General features: G+C 64.0%; 8 protein-coding genes. All 8 read right to left on the reverse strand.

What is annotated here, in order from left to right:
- Positions 1 to 291: 291 nt before the first annotated feature.
- Genes ACH6CX_RS05800 through ACH6CX_RS05835 form a run of 8 tightly spaced genes read right to left on the reverse strand, consistent with a single transcriptional unit; the run spans position 292 to position 16,843 of the window.
- Entirely contained in the window at positions 292 to 3,792 is a 3,501-nt protein-coding gene (locus tag ACH6CX_RS05800; RefSeq protein WP_237063685.1) for a DUF4157 domain-containing protein, read from the reverse strand.
- 1 nt (position 3,793) lies between these two features.
- A complete protein-coding gene (locus ACH6CX_RS05805) occupies positions 3,794 to 5,404 on the reverse strand; it encodes a PASTA domain-containing protein (protein WP_396675148.1) in 1,611 nt (536 codons plus the stop codon).
- Between the two features lie 18 nt (positions 5,405 to 5,422).
- Positions 5,423 to 9,073 carry a right-handed parallel beta-helix repeat-containing protein gene (locus tag ACH6CX_RS05810; protein WP_232941835.1) on the reverse strand — a complete coding sequence of 1,217 codons (3,651 nt, stop codon included), beginning with the start codon at positions 9,071 to 9,073 and terminating at the stop codon, positions 5,423 to 5,425.
- The gene (locus ACH6CX_RS05815; RefSeq protein ID WP_237063679.1) at positions 9,070 to 11,424 is read right to left on the reverse strand and encodes a hypothetical protein; all 2,355 of its coding nucleotides are present in this window, start codon (positions 11,422 to 11,424) and stop codon (positions 9,070 to 9,072) included. The genes ACH6CX_RS05810 and ACH6CX_RS05815 overlap by 4 nt, the downstream gene beginning before the upstream one ends.
- On the reverse strand, positions 11,421 to 13,667 hold the full coding sequence (locus tag ACH6CX_RS05820) for a hypothetical protein (protein ID WP_396675151.1): 2,247 nt from the start codon (positions 13,665 to 13,667) through the stop codon (positions 11,421 to 11,423). The genes ACH6CX_RS05815 and ACH6CX_RS05820 overlap by 4 nt, the downstream gene beginning before the upstream one ends.
- Positions 13,664 to 16,153: a hypothetical protein gene (locus tag ACH6CX_RS05825; protein WP_396675153.1), complete on the reverse strand. Its 2,490-nt coding sequence runs from the start codon at positions 16,151 to 16,153 to the stop codon at positions 13,664 to 13,666. The genes ACH6CX_RS05820 and ACH6CX_RS05825 overlap by 4 nt, the downstream gene beginning before the upstream one ends.
- Positions 16,150 to 16,542 (reverse strand): GPW/gp25 family protein, encoded by a 393-nt coding sequence (locus tag ACH6CX_RS05830; RefSeq protein WP_232941843.1) that lies wholly within the window; start codon positions 16,540 to 16,542, stop codon positions 16,150 to 16,152. The genes ACH6CX_RS05825 and ACH6CX_RS05830 overlap by 4 nt, the downstream gene beginning before the upstream one ends.
- Complete coding sequence (locus tag ACH6CX_RS05835; RefSeq protein ID WP_232941845.1) at positions 16,523 to 16,843, reverse strand: hypothetical protein; 321 nt, start codon at positions 16,841 to 16,843, stop codon at positions 16,523 to 16,525. The genes ACH6CX_RS05830 and ACH6CX_RS05835 overlap by 20 nt, the downstream gene beginning before the upstream one ends.
- Positions 16,844 to 16,848: the final 5 nt, after the last annotated feature.

Genomic DNA, 16,848 nt, shown 5'->3' on the forward strand with positions numbered 1-16,848 from the left:
ACTTCAGAGTACAGGAATTGCTGTACGTGGGATATAGCATTGTAAGACAGGGTTTTGCTCCTGCCCCGTTCAACAACCTCGAATGCCCTGATCAGGAATGCTTCCAGGTGTAATCAGGTTCTGGCGTTGAATTTATTCTCCTTGGAGCGGATTTTCCCTGACTGCCATTGAGTATATTCACTGACGGCCCTTTTCGCCTTAAAGGGCATGGCCACTCTGCCCCAGAATTGGCTTTCCACCAGTCCTGGCTTGATTACAGCTTTGGCACCCAGGGGCATACAGCGACCGACGCTAGACAATCCGTTCCATGATATCCCCGGCGAGTTCGCGGACGTCAATGTCGGGGTAGGTGAATTCGGCGTCAGAGAAGTCGAGCTGCAGGCCGTTTTCCTCGTCCCAGCTGGCGGGCTGGAAGATGGAGACTTCGAGGCCCGAGCCGAACGAGGCCAGCGTTTCATCCCAGCGCTCGCTCCACACTTCGCCGTAGAGTGCCACACTGGCGGCGACCTGGCCGTAGACGCCGACCCGGAAAGACGGCGTGAAGGATCCTTCCAGGTCGAGTTCCAGTGACAGTCCTGCCAGTGGTGTCCAGTCCAGAGCCAGGTCGGCACCGGCATCCACCTCGAAATCCAGCGCAGCAGTGATGCCTACTTCGCCAGTCAGGTCGGCAACCGCGGCCCCAACCCCCAGACCGCCGCCAATATCCAGTTCGATACCAGCATCCATGCCGAAGTTCAGGTGGCTCTCACCGTGAATCACGGCCGAATCCGGATCGCCGAGCGTGTATTCGATGTCAGCGTGGCTGTCGTCCAGGGTGGCGGGCCCGATCGTCGCATATCCGCGCAGGCCACCACCGATAAAGCCGAAAACACCGATCGAACCAACGACGGGAATGGTTACCCCGAAGATCGGGAACTCGACCCTGGGGAAAGTCACCAGGTCCCGGTCGCGCTCGATGGCCTCAAAGAGGGTGATCGAGGGGGGCAGGGCGATGCCGCCGGACAGGACAATCTCGTCGTCGGGGGTGTAGCGGACGCCGACGGTGCCGGTGAGGTAGGGGCCGAACTCGATCGAGATAGAACCACCACCCCAGGCTTCGAAGGTATCGATCGGGTCACCTGACTGGTCGAACTCGCCCTCCTCGGTGACGGGATAGTTGCCGATGGCGAAGTCGAAGGTGCCGGTCGCATTGCCGATCGCCAGGTCGCCCTCGCCGCGCAGGATCAAACCGCCGTTATCGAAGGTCGCGTCCAGTGTGCCGGTCACCCCCGGGATGGCGAAATCGGCCGAGCCGGTGCCGCCCAGCGCCCAGGCGCTGGTTTCGGGGTCGTAGGTCACGTTCACCGTCACCGTTGCGTTCTCGACCGCTGGCCAGGCTGAGGTGTCCAGTGTGACCGTGCCACCGATCGAGATGCCTTCCTCTTCGCTGTAGCCGATCTCGATGGTGGCAGGCTCGGACTGGCCGGGCAGCTGCACGGTTGCCTCACCGTCGAAGAGGAAGTTCTGTTCCTCGTCGATGCCCACGTGGATCGTGCCGGACTGCAGGCCGGGGACAACGCCTTCGGTGATACCCAGCTCGCCATCGAAGCTCCATGCCTCGTCCTCGTAGCGGACGGTGATGAAGGCCGGGTCGACGAAATCAAAGTCGAAATCGAAGTTGCCCTCGATCGCGGTGCCTGTGGCAATCACGGTGCCACTGCCGATCTGGTCCAGTTCGAAGGCGGCGGCGCCGCGGAAGAGTAATCCCTCGTCGCCCATGGCGACCGCTATATTCGCCTCGGTGACCTGGAAGAAGCCAAAGTCCAGCTGGTCAGTGGGGATGTCGACATCCAGGCCGATCCCATATTCCGTGAGTCCGACGGTAGCCTGGAAGCCATCGAACATGGGGTGGGTCGAGGTCAGCGTCGCCGACAGCTCCATCGCCCAGGCGTCGCTCAACCCGGCTTCGCTCAGCTCGAGGGGGCTTGCACCTTTAAGTTCCGCATGCCTCGCCCGTGCGCCCATCAATGCCTCGCGAACCTCGCTGCGGTCGATGTAGGCTCCATAGCCGTAGCGGCGATCGAAACGCAGCGGGAGCCTGATATCGGCGCCTACGACAATCCTGTCGCCTTTAACTTTCTGTTTGGTATCGCGGTCGTAATAGGTACCGACGCCGCCCCGGACCCGGCCCGTGATTGCGCCGACCTCCTGATCCGGCTCGAGGGCCTGAGGATCAAGCCCCTGTTGGATCGTTGCCGATTCTATGCGGAAGTTCTTGAAGAAATCGTCGTCCTTGGCGCCCAGGGGCTGGCCGCGATAGGTTGGGTTTGCGAGATCCGAGACATCGACCCGCCGGTAGAACCCGCTCTCCTTGCCGAGAAACCAGAGCACCGTACTCGGTGCGCTTCCATCGCCCTTTGCGGCGAGTCCCAGTTCTTGCAACTCGTCGAGGGGCACCGCCTGAAGCAGCCGCCGCTGTCCGAACTTGATGTGCTTGGCGGCGATGATTTCGTCCACCGTCCAGGTGTCAACATCAGCGGCCACCTCGTCACCACCCGCGACGCGGTTGAAATGCAGGGCCTGTCCCCGCGGTGTGCGGGAGAAGCGCAGCACGTCGCGGTTTTCGTTACGGCCCTGGAAGAAATTGTCCTCTCGCGCACGGCGGAACAGGTCATTGATCTCTGCCAGGACCGTATTCCTGATCTGGGACCCGGAGGATGTATTTGCGGACCCTTCCAGGAGCCAGACGTTCTCGATCGAATCGGGGCCATCCAGCTGGTGCTCGCGGTAGTGGTCGACGTGATAGAAGGTTGCCTTGCCCTTTTTATTCCAGTTTGGGATCAGCAATTCGTCCCGGGCCAGAAGCTGGGCCTTGGTTCCGGACAGTATCTGGTTCGTTGCGCGGACTTTCAGGTAGTAGACCGGATCACGGTCGCTCTCTGAAGCGGGGTTGGGGATAAAGGACTCGATGGCCGCTTCGATTTCATCCTTGTTTTCGCTGACATGTTGCGTCCACAGCCGGCGTTGCGCGGTATCGCGTTCTTCAGAGTGGGTTACGTATTCAAAGTCACGGCCCGAAATTAACTTGTCCGTCGTAATACCCCGCAGTGGGGATTTGCCCTTGATCTTGCCGTTGATCTTCGGCAACTCCAGCCTCGGCATGGTGAAAAGGCTTGGACTTTGGGCAAAGTCGAGGATAAAGCCGCGATCGCTGCCTTCACCCTCCCAGGTTTCACTGACCTCGACATCACCGGGATCGTCGCGCTGGATAACATAACCCTCGCTCGCGGCCTGGGACTGCTGCAGGACGTGCATTAGTTCGTGGGCGAGTACACGCAGGTCCCGGGGGTCGCTCGCTGCGAAGCCGTCGCGAAAGAAAATATGGCGGCGCAGCGCGAAGGCCCGGGCATCGATGGCGTTACCGACTTCGGCCGCTACCGGATCGTCGTGAATGCGGACACTGTCGAGCTTCCTGTGGAAGTGACGCTCCATCTGGTCGCGGGTTCCACTGGGGAGCGGGCGGCCGCCCTGGTCCACCCGGTCTACCAGTTTGCGGGAAAGGTCGGGTCCCAGTTCCGCCCGGCGGCCCGATGCCGAGAAGGGGCTGGGGGCAAGGTCTACCGGTTGGCTCCCGAAGCGCTTCGCCGCATGGCGCGCCTCGGATTCGAAGCTGGTGTTCCGGGGCTCGATATACACCGGCTGATGGGATTGCCGTTGGGCCGTCGCGGCGGCGTCGGCAGGCACCTCGGTGCGCCGGGACCGGGTGGCCTCGGGAGCATCGGCTGTCTGCTTCTTTGCCTGCGTCTGTTCCATCTCACCTGGGCTTCGCGAACATGAGCTTGACGCGCTGACCCTTTTTCAGGGGCTTGCCGGCGGCCGGGGTCTGCTTGCGCACCCGTGCCCCCCTGCGCCTGGCTGCGTCCTCATCAAATTCAGGTTCCCCGATACCCTCTGCCTTGAGCAGCTTGAGCGCCTGTGCCCGGGTTTTCCCGGTGATGTCGGGCATGATGGGAGGTTTCTCCGCATCCTCTTTCGGTGGTTCGGGTGCTGCAGAGACCACGATGGTCGCGCTGTTCCCGGTTTTCTCGCCAGCCGCGGGGCTCTGGTCAATAACCACCTTCTCAGGCCCGTCGTGGGGCCTGGTAACGGTTTCGATTTTTTCGATCCCGGCGCGGCGCAGGATAGTATGGGCATCCTTGTGCCTCTTGCCGATCACGTCCGGCATCGAGAGGCCGTTACCTTCTTCCGCCTGCTTGACCGAGATGACCAGTGTTACCCCCGCATCGCCGACGGCTTCGCCCGCTTTGGGGTCATGTTCGAGGACGACCGCGGTGGGCCCGTCACTGGGTTTCTCATGGGTTGTCGGGGCATCGATGTAGTCCGGCACGAGAATTTCGAGGGCTTCCTTGCGGGTCCGGCCCACGAGATCGGGCATCAGCCGGGCGGCAACGCCCATGCAAAGCTTGATTTCAGTGTTCTCGCCGACGGCGGCACCCGCTTCCGGGCTCTGCTCGACCACGCGGCCCGCATTTTTACGGTCCACTACCTGGGCGAACTGCACTACGGAATATTGCAGGTCGGTGAGAGCCTTGCGGGCTTCCTCTTCGGTCCGCCCGATCAGGTCGGGCATGGCCTGTTCCGGTTCGGGACCCAGGGAGATGCCGAGAAGCACAAGGCCGCCCGGTGCCAGGGTACGACCGGGATCGGGCGCCTGGGTGATGACCGTCTCCGCAGGCGCATTGTCCGAGTGGCTCTCGTCGTAGCTGATGCGGAAGTCGCCAAGCTCGCCCAGCGTCGCCTTTGCATCTTTGGTGGTCTTGCCGATAAGGTCGGGCATTACCACCTCCTCAGACGGCTGGTCCGGCCTGGGTTCCACTTTGCCGCAGCGACCGGTGGTGAAATCGCGCTTTACCATCAGCCCCGGGGTCAGTTCCAGTGGGCGACCGTCGAGTACGGCGAGCTGCCCCTGGGCGTCCCGGATCTCGATCCGCGCCGACTCCCCCGTCGCTTCGGCCACGATGGCAAAGTAGCCGAGCCTGTCGATCGGCGAGGTAGCGATGATGCAGCCGCTGGAATCGATCAGGTCTGCCTCGCCGCCGCCGGTCGGTGACTCGACATGGCCGAAGACACGCGCTTCCTCAGTGTCGGATCGGGTGGAGAGCCGCTTCATGGTCGCGTGGGCATCATCCAATTCCTCTGTTGCGCTTTCTGCAGTGCCCTGGGCCTGCGCCAGTGAAATTGATCGCCAGACCAGTGTGTCGGTGTATCCCGGGTCTCTCGCGAATCCGCCCCAGCGGGCAGCCCGGGCCGTCGCCTCCTGCGCGGCCTCTCTGCGTGCCTTGTGCCGGATACGCGCCCGTTCGAAGGCTTCTTCCAGGTCGGCCCCTGTTCGGTCCAGAATGTTGTCGCTGAACGCTTTCGCCATGGCGGCGCCTCGCTTTTATCAGGATTGGATGTTGCCCGGCCCGGACGGCACAGCGGGGGTTATCCGCATCTGTGTCATCTGGTGACTGGCATGGTTCAGGAAAGTGGTGTTGTCACGCCCGGCGGTCAGCGCCGCCCCAAGGACGCCTTCTTGCGGCCGGGATTCGATCCGGTTTGAGACGCACTGGATCGAGAGCAGGCCTGTCGCCAGCAGGTGCAGGAATGCATTGGTGTCGCTGTGCATCGACTTCAGGGTGTTGTCGCTGATCTGCACGTCATAGGGCGAGACGACGGTTACCATTGCGGCGGCGGTATCGTTGCGCGTGAAGCTCTCCGTGCGGATATGATTGTTCTGGAACTGGATCATATCCCGGTCCCGGTAAGCCGAAACCTTCATCATTGCGGAGACGAAGACCTGCAGGAGGTAGTTCGACCCGAATTCCCCGAACTCGATCTGGAAGATGCGGAACAGGGCCATCACCCAGACCAGTGACTCTATCTGTGGGAACCCGGAATTAACCACGGATACCGCGCTCGCCAGCCGGGGCCGGTCCGGGTTGGTCCGCGGGGCGAGGGTGGTCAGGTGATTGTCAGCGATATGGAAGGAGCCGGCCCCGCGCACGTCCAGGCTCATGCCGAAATTGACCGTGACCTGGTTGTTCTGGATACGCAGGGCCTCTGTCCGCGGCAGGGAAAGCAGCTTCGCGATGTCCACGGCCTTTGCGGAGAATTTCCGGTTCTTCACCATCTCCGCCTCTTTTTTTCTGGAGACATGGTGCTCCTTGCCGGCATCGGCGCCGCCGGCATCGGCGACTTTATCGGTCAGGTCGCCAAGTTCGCCGTCCGTGAAATCGCGGATGATGCCGCCGGTGACGGGTGGTCCCCAGACCGGCGCGGCGCCGTCGATAAGGATACCGCCCGACACACCCAGGATATTACGGTTTCCCGAGCGCTCGATGCGGCCGACTGCACTGATCTGGTTGTCGTGAATGTGGCCGGTCTGCACTTCGGAGATGTAGATGCCGGCGGACGGGCTGCGGTGATCGGTGCCGATCCCCTGGATGATGTTTGAGCCGATTTTCGCACCGCGTACGACCTGCAGCGCTATGCCGCCAAAACCGATTTCCTGCAGGTCATCGTCGTCGAGGGTCGTGGCGACAGCCACCCGGGCGCAGTTGCTGATATGGTTTCGCTCGACGGCCAACTGCTCGACGATACACTCGCCGGCGGTGGAGCGGAGTGAGAGATTCCATGACGGGATCGAGATGCCCGAGCCGCCCATGCCGGTAATCTCGTTGTCGATGATATGGACATGGCTTACCGCACCCGCCGGTACGTAGAGTGTCCAGTCGTCATCCTCGTCCTCAGGCTCGGGTATTGTCAGTGTCGGGTCGATGCCAAGGCAGCCCTGCAGGGCGACCTGGGCGATATTGATGGGGTTTTCCACGAAGCTGAAGGTCGCATTCGAGATCACGTCCTGCGCCGCCCCAATGGTCGCGGAAACCGCATCGCTTTGCTCGAGCAGGTAGCTGCCTTCCACATCTGCCTTGCGACTGTTTCGCGTCCAGACAGCCTGCTGATCGACGGCTTTCATCATGCCGTCCCCCAACTCGGCGACCAGGTTCGCCTCGCCGTAATTGACGCCCACCACCTGGATGAGATTCAGGTGGCAGAGTGTAATTCCGTGGCCGAGTCCACCCTGGATGACGTTGCCCGCAATCCGGACGCCCCGGCTCCCGGAGGCGACCTGCAGGCCGCCGAGCGACATCAGTGTCAGGCGGGAGGAGTCGCAGCGGAAACTGTTATCGGAAATATCGAGATCCTCGCCGCCGACGAACGCGAGCGGGCGCAGTTCGGCGTATTGTTCTGCCGGGATGATCTCCGTTTCCTCAGTCGCGAGGAAATTGCAGTTTTGCACCCGGGTTGCGGTGCCGTCGACCAGCGAGATGGCGGAGCCGCGGCCATTCGTATCGATTCGCTCCAGCGTCAGCTGGTGGGTACGTGCGGCCGCCACTGCAAGGCTGTTGCCATCATCAATGGTCAGATCCCTGATCCTGACGCCCGCACAATCCTCGATGGTCAGCACGGGCCCGCCGCCCTGACCCTGTGCCAGGCGGGTCTGGCCCCGGCAGCCCTCGATGGTGATGTTGGCGCGATTCCGGAGTGTGACACCGCCCGTGTGGGTGCCGGGGAGGAGGCAGATACGCCCGCCCTCATGGGGCAGTGCGGCAATGGCGTCCTCGAGCCGGTCGACGTCGCCGAAGCTTGTCACGCCGTTGCCAACCGTCACGGTGCAGCAGCCCTGGAGTTTCCACAGCGGCCGGATTTTGCGACGGCAGTCGTGGAGATGTCCCACCACTTCCCCGCCGTCCAGCTGCCAGTGGATCAGCGCGATCAGGTCGGCGGCGCGACGGGTGTCACCCGGTGGCTGGCCGCCCGGTTCGAGCATCCGCTGCGGGAATACCGTGTCGTTGGCGTTGACGCGTACGCTGAAGGTCCACTGGTCGCCCGGACAGCCCGGCTCGATGAAGTCGAGTCTTACTCCGGTCGTGGCGAGAGGCACATCCACATCGGTGGCCGTGGAGGTCTGCATGGCAACGGCCGGCGGCTCCCAGAAGCGCACGAACAGGAATGTGCCGTCGCCCTGCGCGTCGTACCAGTCGCGCAGGTCGCCGTCCACCGGCGTGGCGAGTTCCAGGGTCTCGTCGCCAGGGGAATAGCCCTCCTGGATGGCGTGGAACCGGCCGAGGGGCGCGGCGGTGACTTCCCCGTTCGGCAGTCGGCTGTCCCAGGCCAGAAGCTCGGCAATCTGGCCCGAGACCGGGAAGCGCGAGCTGTCGTCAAAGGGAGTCACGATCCGCAGGGTGGCGTCGTCGTCGAGCGTCGCCCGGTAGAGCTCGCCGCCGTTACGGTAGGCCCAGACGAAGCGGTCCGGCGCGGTCAGCATCACCTTGATCGTGTGGTTCAGTCGTCCGAAATAGCCCAGGGCCTGCTCGGGCGCGCAGGGGTTGTCGGACTGTTCCACTGTGCCCAGGTGGACCCGCAACCGCCCACGGGGGCGGAAAGCTGGCGAGGGCATCTCGACCTCGGCACAGGCGCCAGCCAGCAGGTCCATGACTTCCGGGCGCGCCTCGGCGCACGTGGACGGGACGCCGGGCAGGATGCGGACCTTGGGCGAGTTGCGGACGCGTGTGGCCGGGTCGCTGCGCATCGCCACCTCGTCCAGCTCGCTGTCCTCTACGACCGTGACTGCCAGTGTCCGGTTGTCGATTACCACCGCATCGAAACGTTCGCCACCTGCCGCTGTTATTTCGTCTGCTTCCGGCCAGCCGAGCGTCATGTTGGGCTCGAGCGGGGCGGACAGGCCATGTGGTTGGGCGATAAATGGATAGCTCTCGGGATTTCTCAGGAGGTCGCCGTCCAGCATGTAGTGACCGGCGGCGAGGTCGAAATCGACCATGCCGCCCGTGTTCCTGAGCCCGTCGGCACGCCAGCCGTTGTCGGCGCTGCCCGCGGGCGCGATCCAGGCCCGGTCCCGGGCCTCGTCTCGCTCGCGATGCGCGTCGAAGGCGGCGTTGAGGTCTGCGTCGGTAATCGCACCGCCGCCCTCCCAATAGACGCCGCCGTAACCCTGGCGGGCGTCGTGTTCCCTGGTGATACGACGTTTCATGTACGCCCCCCCGTTTCCTCGTAAATCTGTGCATTTTGCCCAACGGGCAGAAAGGTACTGACAACCCGTGCCAGGTCGTTCCGGCGCTGGTGCCAGAACCTCGAATTGCCCACGCCGATCTCGGTCCGGTTCTCGCCACCGTGAAGCAGGCCAGAATCGGCAAGGTCCGAAAGCGCCGCGAAATCCGGGTCGCCGAACCGGGTCGAACGCAGCGATGCCGGAGGTATCGTGCGCCTGTACTCGACGCATTCGAAACGGCGGGGCAGGGTGGACGGGTCGATGCCGGCGACCCCCTCGTAGCCGGCTACCGCACTGAAACGCAGGCAGGACTGCTGGCGGTTTGTGATGTAAAGCGGCCCGTTGAACAGGGTGTTGGTGGCGAAGGCCAGGTTCGCGTGGCAGGCGCCAAGGACGGTGGAATTCACCAGGTGCAGCCGGGCGAGCTCGGTTGAGATCGCCGGGCGATCCGGGTCGTTCGACTGCACAATGGAATCCGATATGCGGATTTCACCGGCGTTCAGCAGTGATGGGTCGGTCCGGGTTTCGACGATGGGGCCGGTGATTGACCGCTCGATCCGCAACAGCCGCACCGAGCCCTCGATCTCGAGTGCCACGGCGGGGATGGCCCGGGCGGTGCCGGGGTCGAGTCGTGCCTGTTCGCCGCCCGGGTCGAGCGAGACATGGCGAAGAGTGACCGTTTCGAAGTGCCCGTCGAGGACCAGCCGGGCATGGGCGGGCGGGGCCGGCTCATGCGCCCCGCCCACAGCGGTTTCGACAGGGGCATCGCCGAGCAGGCCCAGCCAGAGCCCGTCGATGACCAGGTGATTGTCCTGTCCGCCGGTCCCGACGATGGTGAAGTCGCGCTCCGGGTCATCGGTGCGTGAGATGACATAGGGGCGTGTGCGATCGGCAGCCTCGAGGCGTAACTCGCCGGTAACGTTGAAGCGTCGGTTGGCCGGCCACTCCCACAGGTAGCGCCGGTTATCGCGGAAGGGCTGCAGCCCGGCGCCGGGCGGTGTGAACGGCACTTCGTCGTTGGCATCGTTGAAGGTGGGCCCGAGGTCGATGTCGCTTTCGCGCGGAAAGGTCCCGGCCCCGACACGGTGGACGAGGCCGAGATGGTGGAACAGCGGGTGGAACACTTCCGGCGGCGCGGCGCCATCGTCCGGTGCCTCGGCAAGCTGGACACAGCCACTGGCTACGTCGATGAGCAGGGCGGCGTCTTCTGGCCATTGTGTCCCGGGCATCCAGCGCGAGAGATTGGCGGCCACAATTTCGTAAGGATCGAGCTGCCGGGTGTCGGCGAACGGGCCAATGTCGAGTCGCACATCAGCCTCGAGCTGGCGCGCCTTGGCGCAACCGGGAACCTGGCACTCGCGCAATAGTGACTCGCGGAAGTTTGCGTACAGCGAGGCCGACAACTGGTCGGCGAGGATCCGCTGGAAGGCCTGTCGGGTCCGGAATGCGACACCGATCCACGGTGTCAGGGCAGGTGTCAGGCCCGGGGAGGCGATGGTATCGAGGGCATCGCTGCTGATTTCGAATTGCGCGTCGTTGAACCGCGCGCAGCGCATTGGAACCGGGAACTCCTCGGGGCCGACGGGCCAACTTCCGGCGCGGTGGTCGAAGGTCGCACTGTGGAAGAGCTGCGTGGCCCGGCCCGAGGGGTCCAGGGTAAGGCGTGTTTCGTCCAGCCAGAATGGTGTCGCCATGTCGACCCGCCAGCTCTCGTTCGCGAACAGGTTGAAGTGGATCGTGGCGTAGTCGTAGGAGGCCGCGCGTCCCTCGCGCGGGCCAAAGTCCGGTAGCCGCGCGAATTCGTCAAACGCGGGAAGCGCGGCGTCGTCCACCCGCGGCCCGGTCAGTTCGGGCAGGCCGCCGACCGGGCCCCCCGAGAGTGGTGCCGAGCGGAGGTAGGCCATGTCCAGCTCGTGGGGCGGTCGCGCCAGCCAGCGCTCGATCTCGCGGACATAACCCTCGGTTCCGACGATATCGGTGATGAGCATGTCCAGCAGGTAGCGGGTGGTTTTCCGTCGCTGGTAGTTCATGAAATTGGCTGCGACGGTCCGGTTCGCCCGGCTGTTCTGCGCCGATAGCGTCTCGGCACCGACCAGGTCGCCCAGGTACTTCACTGCCCAGTCGTCGGCCAGCTCGATCGAGGAGGCGGTCCAGACCCGGTCGATCTCACGCCGCATCTCCGCGAGCCGCTCGGACATGGCCCGGACCAGGGTTTCCAGGGTGCCGTTGTCCAGGTCGTTGGTCCAGTAGAGTTCGGGAATCCAGGAGTGAAGCTTGCGGTAGTAGTATTCCTCGAAACCGTCGAGCGCGCGGCCATTGATCGGGTTGCTCATCGCACCACCTCCAGGTCCAGCGTCGCATCGAGGTATTCGTCCGGAGCCTGCGCGATCGTGGAGGTACTTTCGCTGCCATCAAGGCTCAGCCGTTCGACGCGAATGATGCCGTCAATTCCGTTGAGCGGGGCCAGCAAATCGGTGCGGCTCCAGGTGTGGCCGATCCTGGCGCGGCGTGGGGCCAGAAGGCCGGTAAACTCGTGGAAGTAGATGTCTCGTACACGGCGTTCAACATCGGCCGCGCGGGCCCCGGGCGCCAGGCGCAGCGTGAGGGCAATGCTGTGCGGCGCGGGCCGCGCGCTGGCCACGTTCACCAGGCTGCCCTCCGGCGCATGGCCGACGAGGAAATCGCGAAGCTCGCCCGCCAGTGCCGGGTCGAAGCCGCCATCGAAGACCGCGGTCACCTCGACCCCGGCCCGTTTGCGGACAGCATTCCAGTAGGGCCGCGCGCTGGCGGCCAGGGCGCCGAAGTTGCGCGAGAGCACCGCGTAATCCTTGGCCGAGACGCAGCGATCGTTGGCCGAGATCCGTGCGGGCAGGATAAAGCGCAGGTCCTCGGTATCGTCACCCTTCAGGCCGCCGAGAGCCGGGAACGGGTTGAAGACTTTCTGTACCCCCTCGACCTTTCCGGCCAGCGCATTGATGGTGAAGGCATCCGGGTTGTCGCCGGTTGTCCCGTATCGATAGCGTGCAGCCACGTTCTTGTCGCCGGGATTGGCAACGCCGCCGAGGATGACATGGGCCTGTCCATCGGCCTCGACCCGCAGGGTGTAGACCCTGTCGTCGGCAGCGATCCCGAACAGGTGTGGTACGTAGCGCCATGGCACGCTGTCAACGTAAACCTCGATGGCGGGCTCGGGGTCCGAGAGGTCGCTGCGCAGGAATGTCAGTGGCTTCTTTCCGAGCCGGAATGTCTGGTAACGCCGGCCACTGGCGCTGCCGAGGGTTTCAACCACGGTCTTGCCCTGGTCCACCATGGCGAAATTACCGTGGATCCTGAGCGGTGCCTTCAATACGATCGCGGGGTTGGAGATCGAGGCCAGTTCCAGTGCCGCGCGGCGATTGTGCGGGTTGACGTTGAGGCTGGCGGTGATTTTGACGCTGCGGTGCTCCGCATCGACCACGACAAAATCGCCCTGGTGGTCGAGATCGTCGCCCAGGTATTTCTCTTCAACGTCGATATGTCCTGCGAAATCGGCCAGTGCCAGATGTGTCTTTGGCGCGCCGATCAGGTGCCCGCCGCGCCGGGCACCGTGGAATATTACGTGCGCGTGGCCGTTGGTAACGTAGGTGTCCAGCGAAATCCGCGTGACGGGCGATAGCACCGGTGCGGTCTCGCTCTCTATCAACACCCGGTTGATCACATTCACCCCGGTGATGCGGCCGTACCTGAGCGCGCCGCTTTCGCCATCGATGGCAGCGATTTCCTGGTTCACCTGGAAGCCCGGCTGCACACCCTGGAGCTCCAGCTGGTAACTGGAAATACCCCGGCCTTCGTTCTGGTTGACGAAACTCTTTAATTCGATATCGCTGAGGTCCCTGCCCGTGAGGACTGACAGCGAGCGGTCGAGCTGAAGCTCGGCATAGCTTTCGCCGGAGGGGAACTTGTCATTGCCGATCTCCTCGAGGATCGCAGCCTTGCGGATGGTACCGCTCCTGAACAGCACCGGCTCGTCCACGCGAAGGTTGCGGAAGGCACCACCGATGGCGACAAAGTCAGCGTCGAAGGTGGTCTCGCGCGGTGGTATCGCCGTCATCGCGTTCAGCGCGGGGTCGATGGGCGCATCGCCTGTCGTCTCGAAGGCGAGGGCGGGATGCCTGTCGTTGCCCTCGGACGTTACACCCCGTCCGCCGGTCAGGACGAGGGGCGCGCGGGCATCCGAGATCACAGCGATGCGCGCCATCGCCGCAAGGTTCGGCCTTGGCTGGTAACCGGTCAGGGCCGCCAGCTGGCGAAGTGAATCCTCCTGTGTCGCGGTTGCGAGGTGCTGTTCCAGCGTCCAGAGATGGTTGTAGAACGACAGGTTGTCGAGCAGTGTCGCCAGCCATTCGAGGACCATCCGGCCAATGTCATCCTCGAGGCTGGTTTGCCAGTGCGCGAAGTTGGCGCGGGTCGAGAGTGCCTGGAATACCTCGATACGGTGGTCGGCGAAAAGTTTCGGCAGCGGTCGTCCGTCGGCATCGAGAAGCGCCGGGAAGCGGGGTGGGCAGAGGCAGTGGAGGCCGTCGGTCGCAACGCTCATGGGGCGGTCTCCTGTGGCAGTTGGCTGTCAAAGATCTCGAGGCGGCCCAGGTCAGGGCGCATCGGGTCGTGCTTGAGGACGGGAATCTGGTCCGGTGCACTTTCGAGGAAACTCTCCGTGAAGTCCCTGAAGTCTCCCTCGCCGCGCCAGCGGTAGCGGATGCGGAGGATACGGGTCACGCCCTTCTGCCCCGCGATCCGGGTTTCGAGGGCGGCGCGGTGGAGGCGACTGCCAAAAGTGAGGTTGGCCGGGTGGAACAGTGCTTCAGGATCGTCGGCGGCAAGGGTTGCAACGATGGCTTCGACAACGTGGCCCCAGGGCACACGCGGATCGTGGCAGAGAACTATTTGCAGATCGAGCGGACGGAGTGCGGTGTTGGCGAGGTATGCCGGCCGCCCGACAAGGCGGATCTCTTCCAGGAAGCGGGTGACCTCGGTCCTGATGTCGTCGTCGAGGGCAATGCTGTCTTTCGGGTCCGTGGCCAGGAAGGTGCCGGTCCAGGTGCCGAGCCAGTACGATCGGGCGGCAACCGCGTCGATGTCATCCCGGGCCGAGACCAGCGCCTCGTAATCGCTGTCGCGGACGGCCCGCAGTTGCATCGCCTTCGTCGCATGCGGCACGGTCAGCCTGGCGAGGGCCAGTGGCTCGGGCGGCTGGGCGTTGTCGAAAGCCAGCGGGTTCGAGGCCGACAGGATCGCAGTTGGCATCGGCAGGCTGTCCGGTGCCTCGTTGGCAGGATCGGCGAGTAGCCGCATGCGGTCCGGCGGCAGGTTGGCATGTGCTGCCCATGCTGTCCGGTAACGCAGCCGGAAGAAGGCGCCGTCTGCCGGTGCCAGGCCGAAGCCGTTTGCGCCGAAGCGCAGGCACCAGCCCGGGTCGCCAATATAATCCCGATGCTCACGGCGCTGCCCGTTGTCGAGCCAGGTGAAGACAGGTCCCCAATGGCCGGCTTCCACGGTCGCTGCCTCGTCAGCCGGGCCCTCCGCCAGCAGGTCGGCGACCACCCGCCAGTGCTCCTGCAACGCGCCCTCGGCATTGGTCCGCGCCAGTGCGACATCGGGACTGTAGCGGCGGTCCCATGGCATGTCGCCCGCGGCAGGGCGCCATGACAGCCCATCGGTCACGGTCCGCACCATCGGGAAACGGTAGACCACCGGACGTCTTGCCCCGCTCCCGGACAGCGGACCTTCGCGTTCAATTGCGGTGGGGAGCGCCTGATCGTTGTCACCGATACTAAAGCGCTCTTCGTGCGTCAGGCCGGACACGACCGGCACGATATTGGCGCTGACGAATGCCCGTTCCAGTTTCAGGTCAAAGGGCAGTGCATCCTCGGCGCGCCAGTGCAGTCGTGTGACATCCATACCGACCAGTGCATCCTCGACCAGCCCGGGGTCCTCGTCGAGCGTCACAATGATCCGGTGGAGCGGCTCGGACTGGTCGACCGGCCGGGTTTCTATCAGGATCCTGGTACCGGGGCCGACCTGTGGGTGGACCAGGTCGGTGCCCGTTACGGTCAGCTCGCGCGCGCCCCTGGCGATCCAGGGGCAGGTCTCGTCCGGGATGTGGACCGGGATATCGGTCCAGCGGGCACTGGTCGGATAGCCGGTGCCGGCAAGGATGTCGTCGAAGCTGGCCCCGACCTCGAAGGGAATCACCATATCGCTGTCGCCAAATCCGGCGAGGGCGGTTCCCGCGATAACGGTTTCGTCGAAAGGGGGAAGACCGGTTGGCCTGGAGGTTCCCTCGTAATGGCGCAGCACCACATAACCCTGTGCCGGAAGCTCGGGGCGCAGGCTGTAACCGAGGATACGCGTGATCTGCTGGAAGGAGCGTCGCTCTGTAAGGTGCTCGAACTGGGTTTGCAATCGGTAGCCGTCCTGCAGGAAAGCCATTTCGTCGCCGATCGCGGCGATCAGGTCGCCCAGCATTCGCGCCTGGTCGGGCACGATGTTCATCTGCCACTGGGGATATCGTTCCCGTGAGAATGCCGCGAAGGTGTCGAGGTAGCTCTGGAAGTCGCGGGCGAGGTAATCCACCGGATAGTCGGAGCCGGGACGGTCGCCGGGTACGCCGTGGCAGGCGCAATCGAACACGGTGGGACAGGCCTGCTTGAACGAAAAGTCCGCGGCCGAGCTGAAAGGATCCAGGCGCGCCCCGGTAAGGTCAGCCAGGCGCAGGCGCTGCATCTCGAAACTGGCGCCCGAGTCGAAGATTACCGCCAGCACGTTGCGCGTCCTGCCCTGGGCATCCGTATGCGCCTCGAAATTCTGGGCCTCGACGATTCGTGGTTCCCTGGAGCTGGTGCCCAGGCATTCGATATCCAGTTCGTTCGCCGCGAAACCGAGATCGGGCTCTAGCGGGTCGATCACGAAGTAGATATAGATTTTCGCGTGATTGACTCCGTCGACGGCAATGAAGTCGATGCCCGTCTGGTCGAACGAGGGCTCCTGCTCAGCGAGGAGTATATGGCGTCCGAGCCCACTCATTGCGCCATGGTCCGCTTCAGGACATCCGTCGTTCCCGTGGCGAGGATGACGTAGCTGACCTCGATCTCGAAACGGGTGGGTTCAGGCTGGCGGATCTCGATCCCCTCGACACGGACAACCTTGTCCAGCCAGCGCGCCATCGCGCGACGGATCTGCGCCTTGACGAGATCGGCAACCTCCTCGTTGATCGATGCGAACAGCAGTTGTGGGATGGGGGTGCCCATTTCGGGCCGGTTGATACGCTCACCCGGCGCCGTCATCAGCGTCTGCAGCACCAGGTCCTGAACGTAGCGCTCGTAGTCGAGAGTCTTGGTAAACCGACCGCGGTCCTCGTCCAGGGCCAGCGGGTAGGCCAGCGCGTGGATCGGGTCAGAAGGTGATGAGAACATGCTGGTTTCCTGGCAGGATCTGAAGTGGACCGGAGGAAGCGGGCACGGGGGTGTAACCGACCCCCACCGACTGCGTATTGACAAGAGGTATGCCACTGGCCGTGACGCGGCTTCCGGCGACGGTCCAGGTACCGGTAACAGTCAGTGCGGGCGAGGTGCCGGGAAAAGCCGGCACGTCGGCCTGTACCGAAAGCGGCATATTCGTCGAGGTTGCGCGCAGGTTTACCGGTACGAAGGCTGCTGCACGTCCCTGCGCGGAATCGACAACGTGTGCGGCTACGGTGAGGGTGGGGTTGCTCATGGTGG

It is taken from the genome of Microbulbifer sp. JSM ZJ756 (assembly GCF_044383805.1).
GTDB classification, from domain to species: domain Bacteria; phylum Pseudomonadota; class Gammaproteobacteria; order Pseudomonadales; family Cellvibrionaceae; genus Microbulbifer; species Microbulbifer zhoushanensis.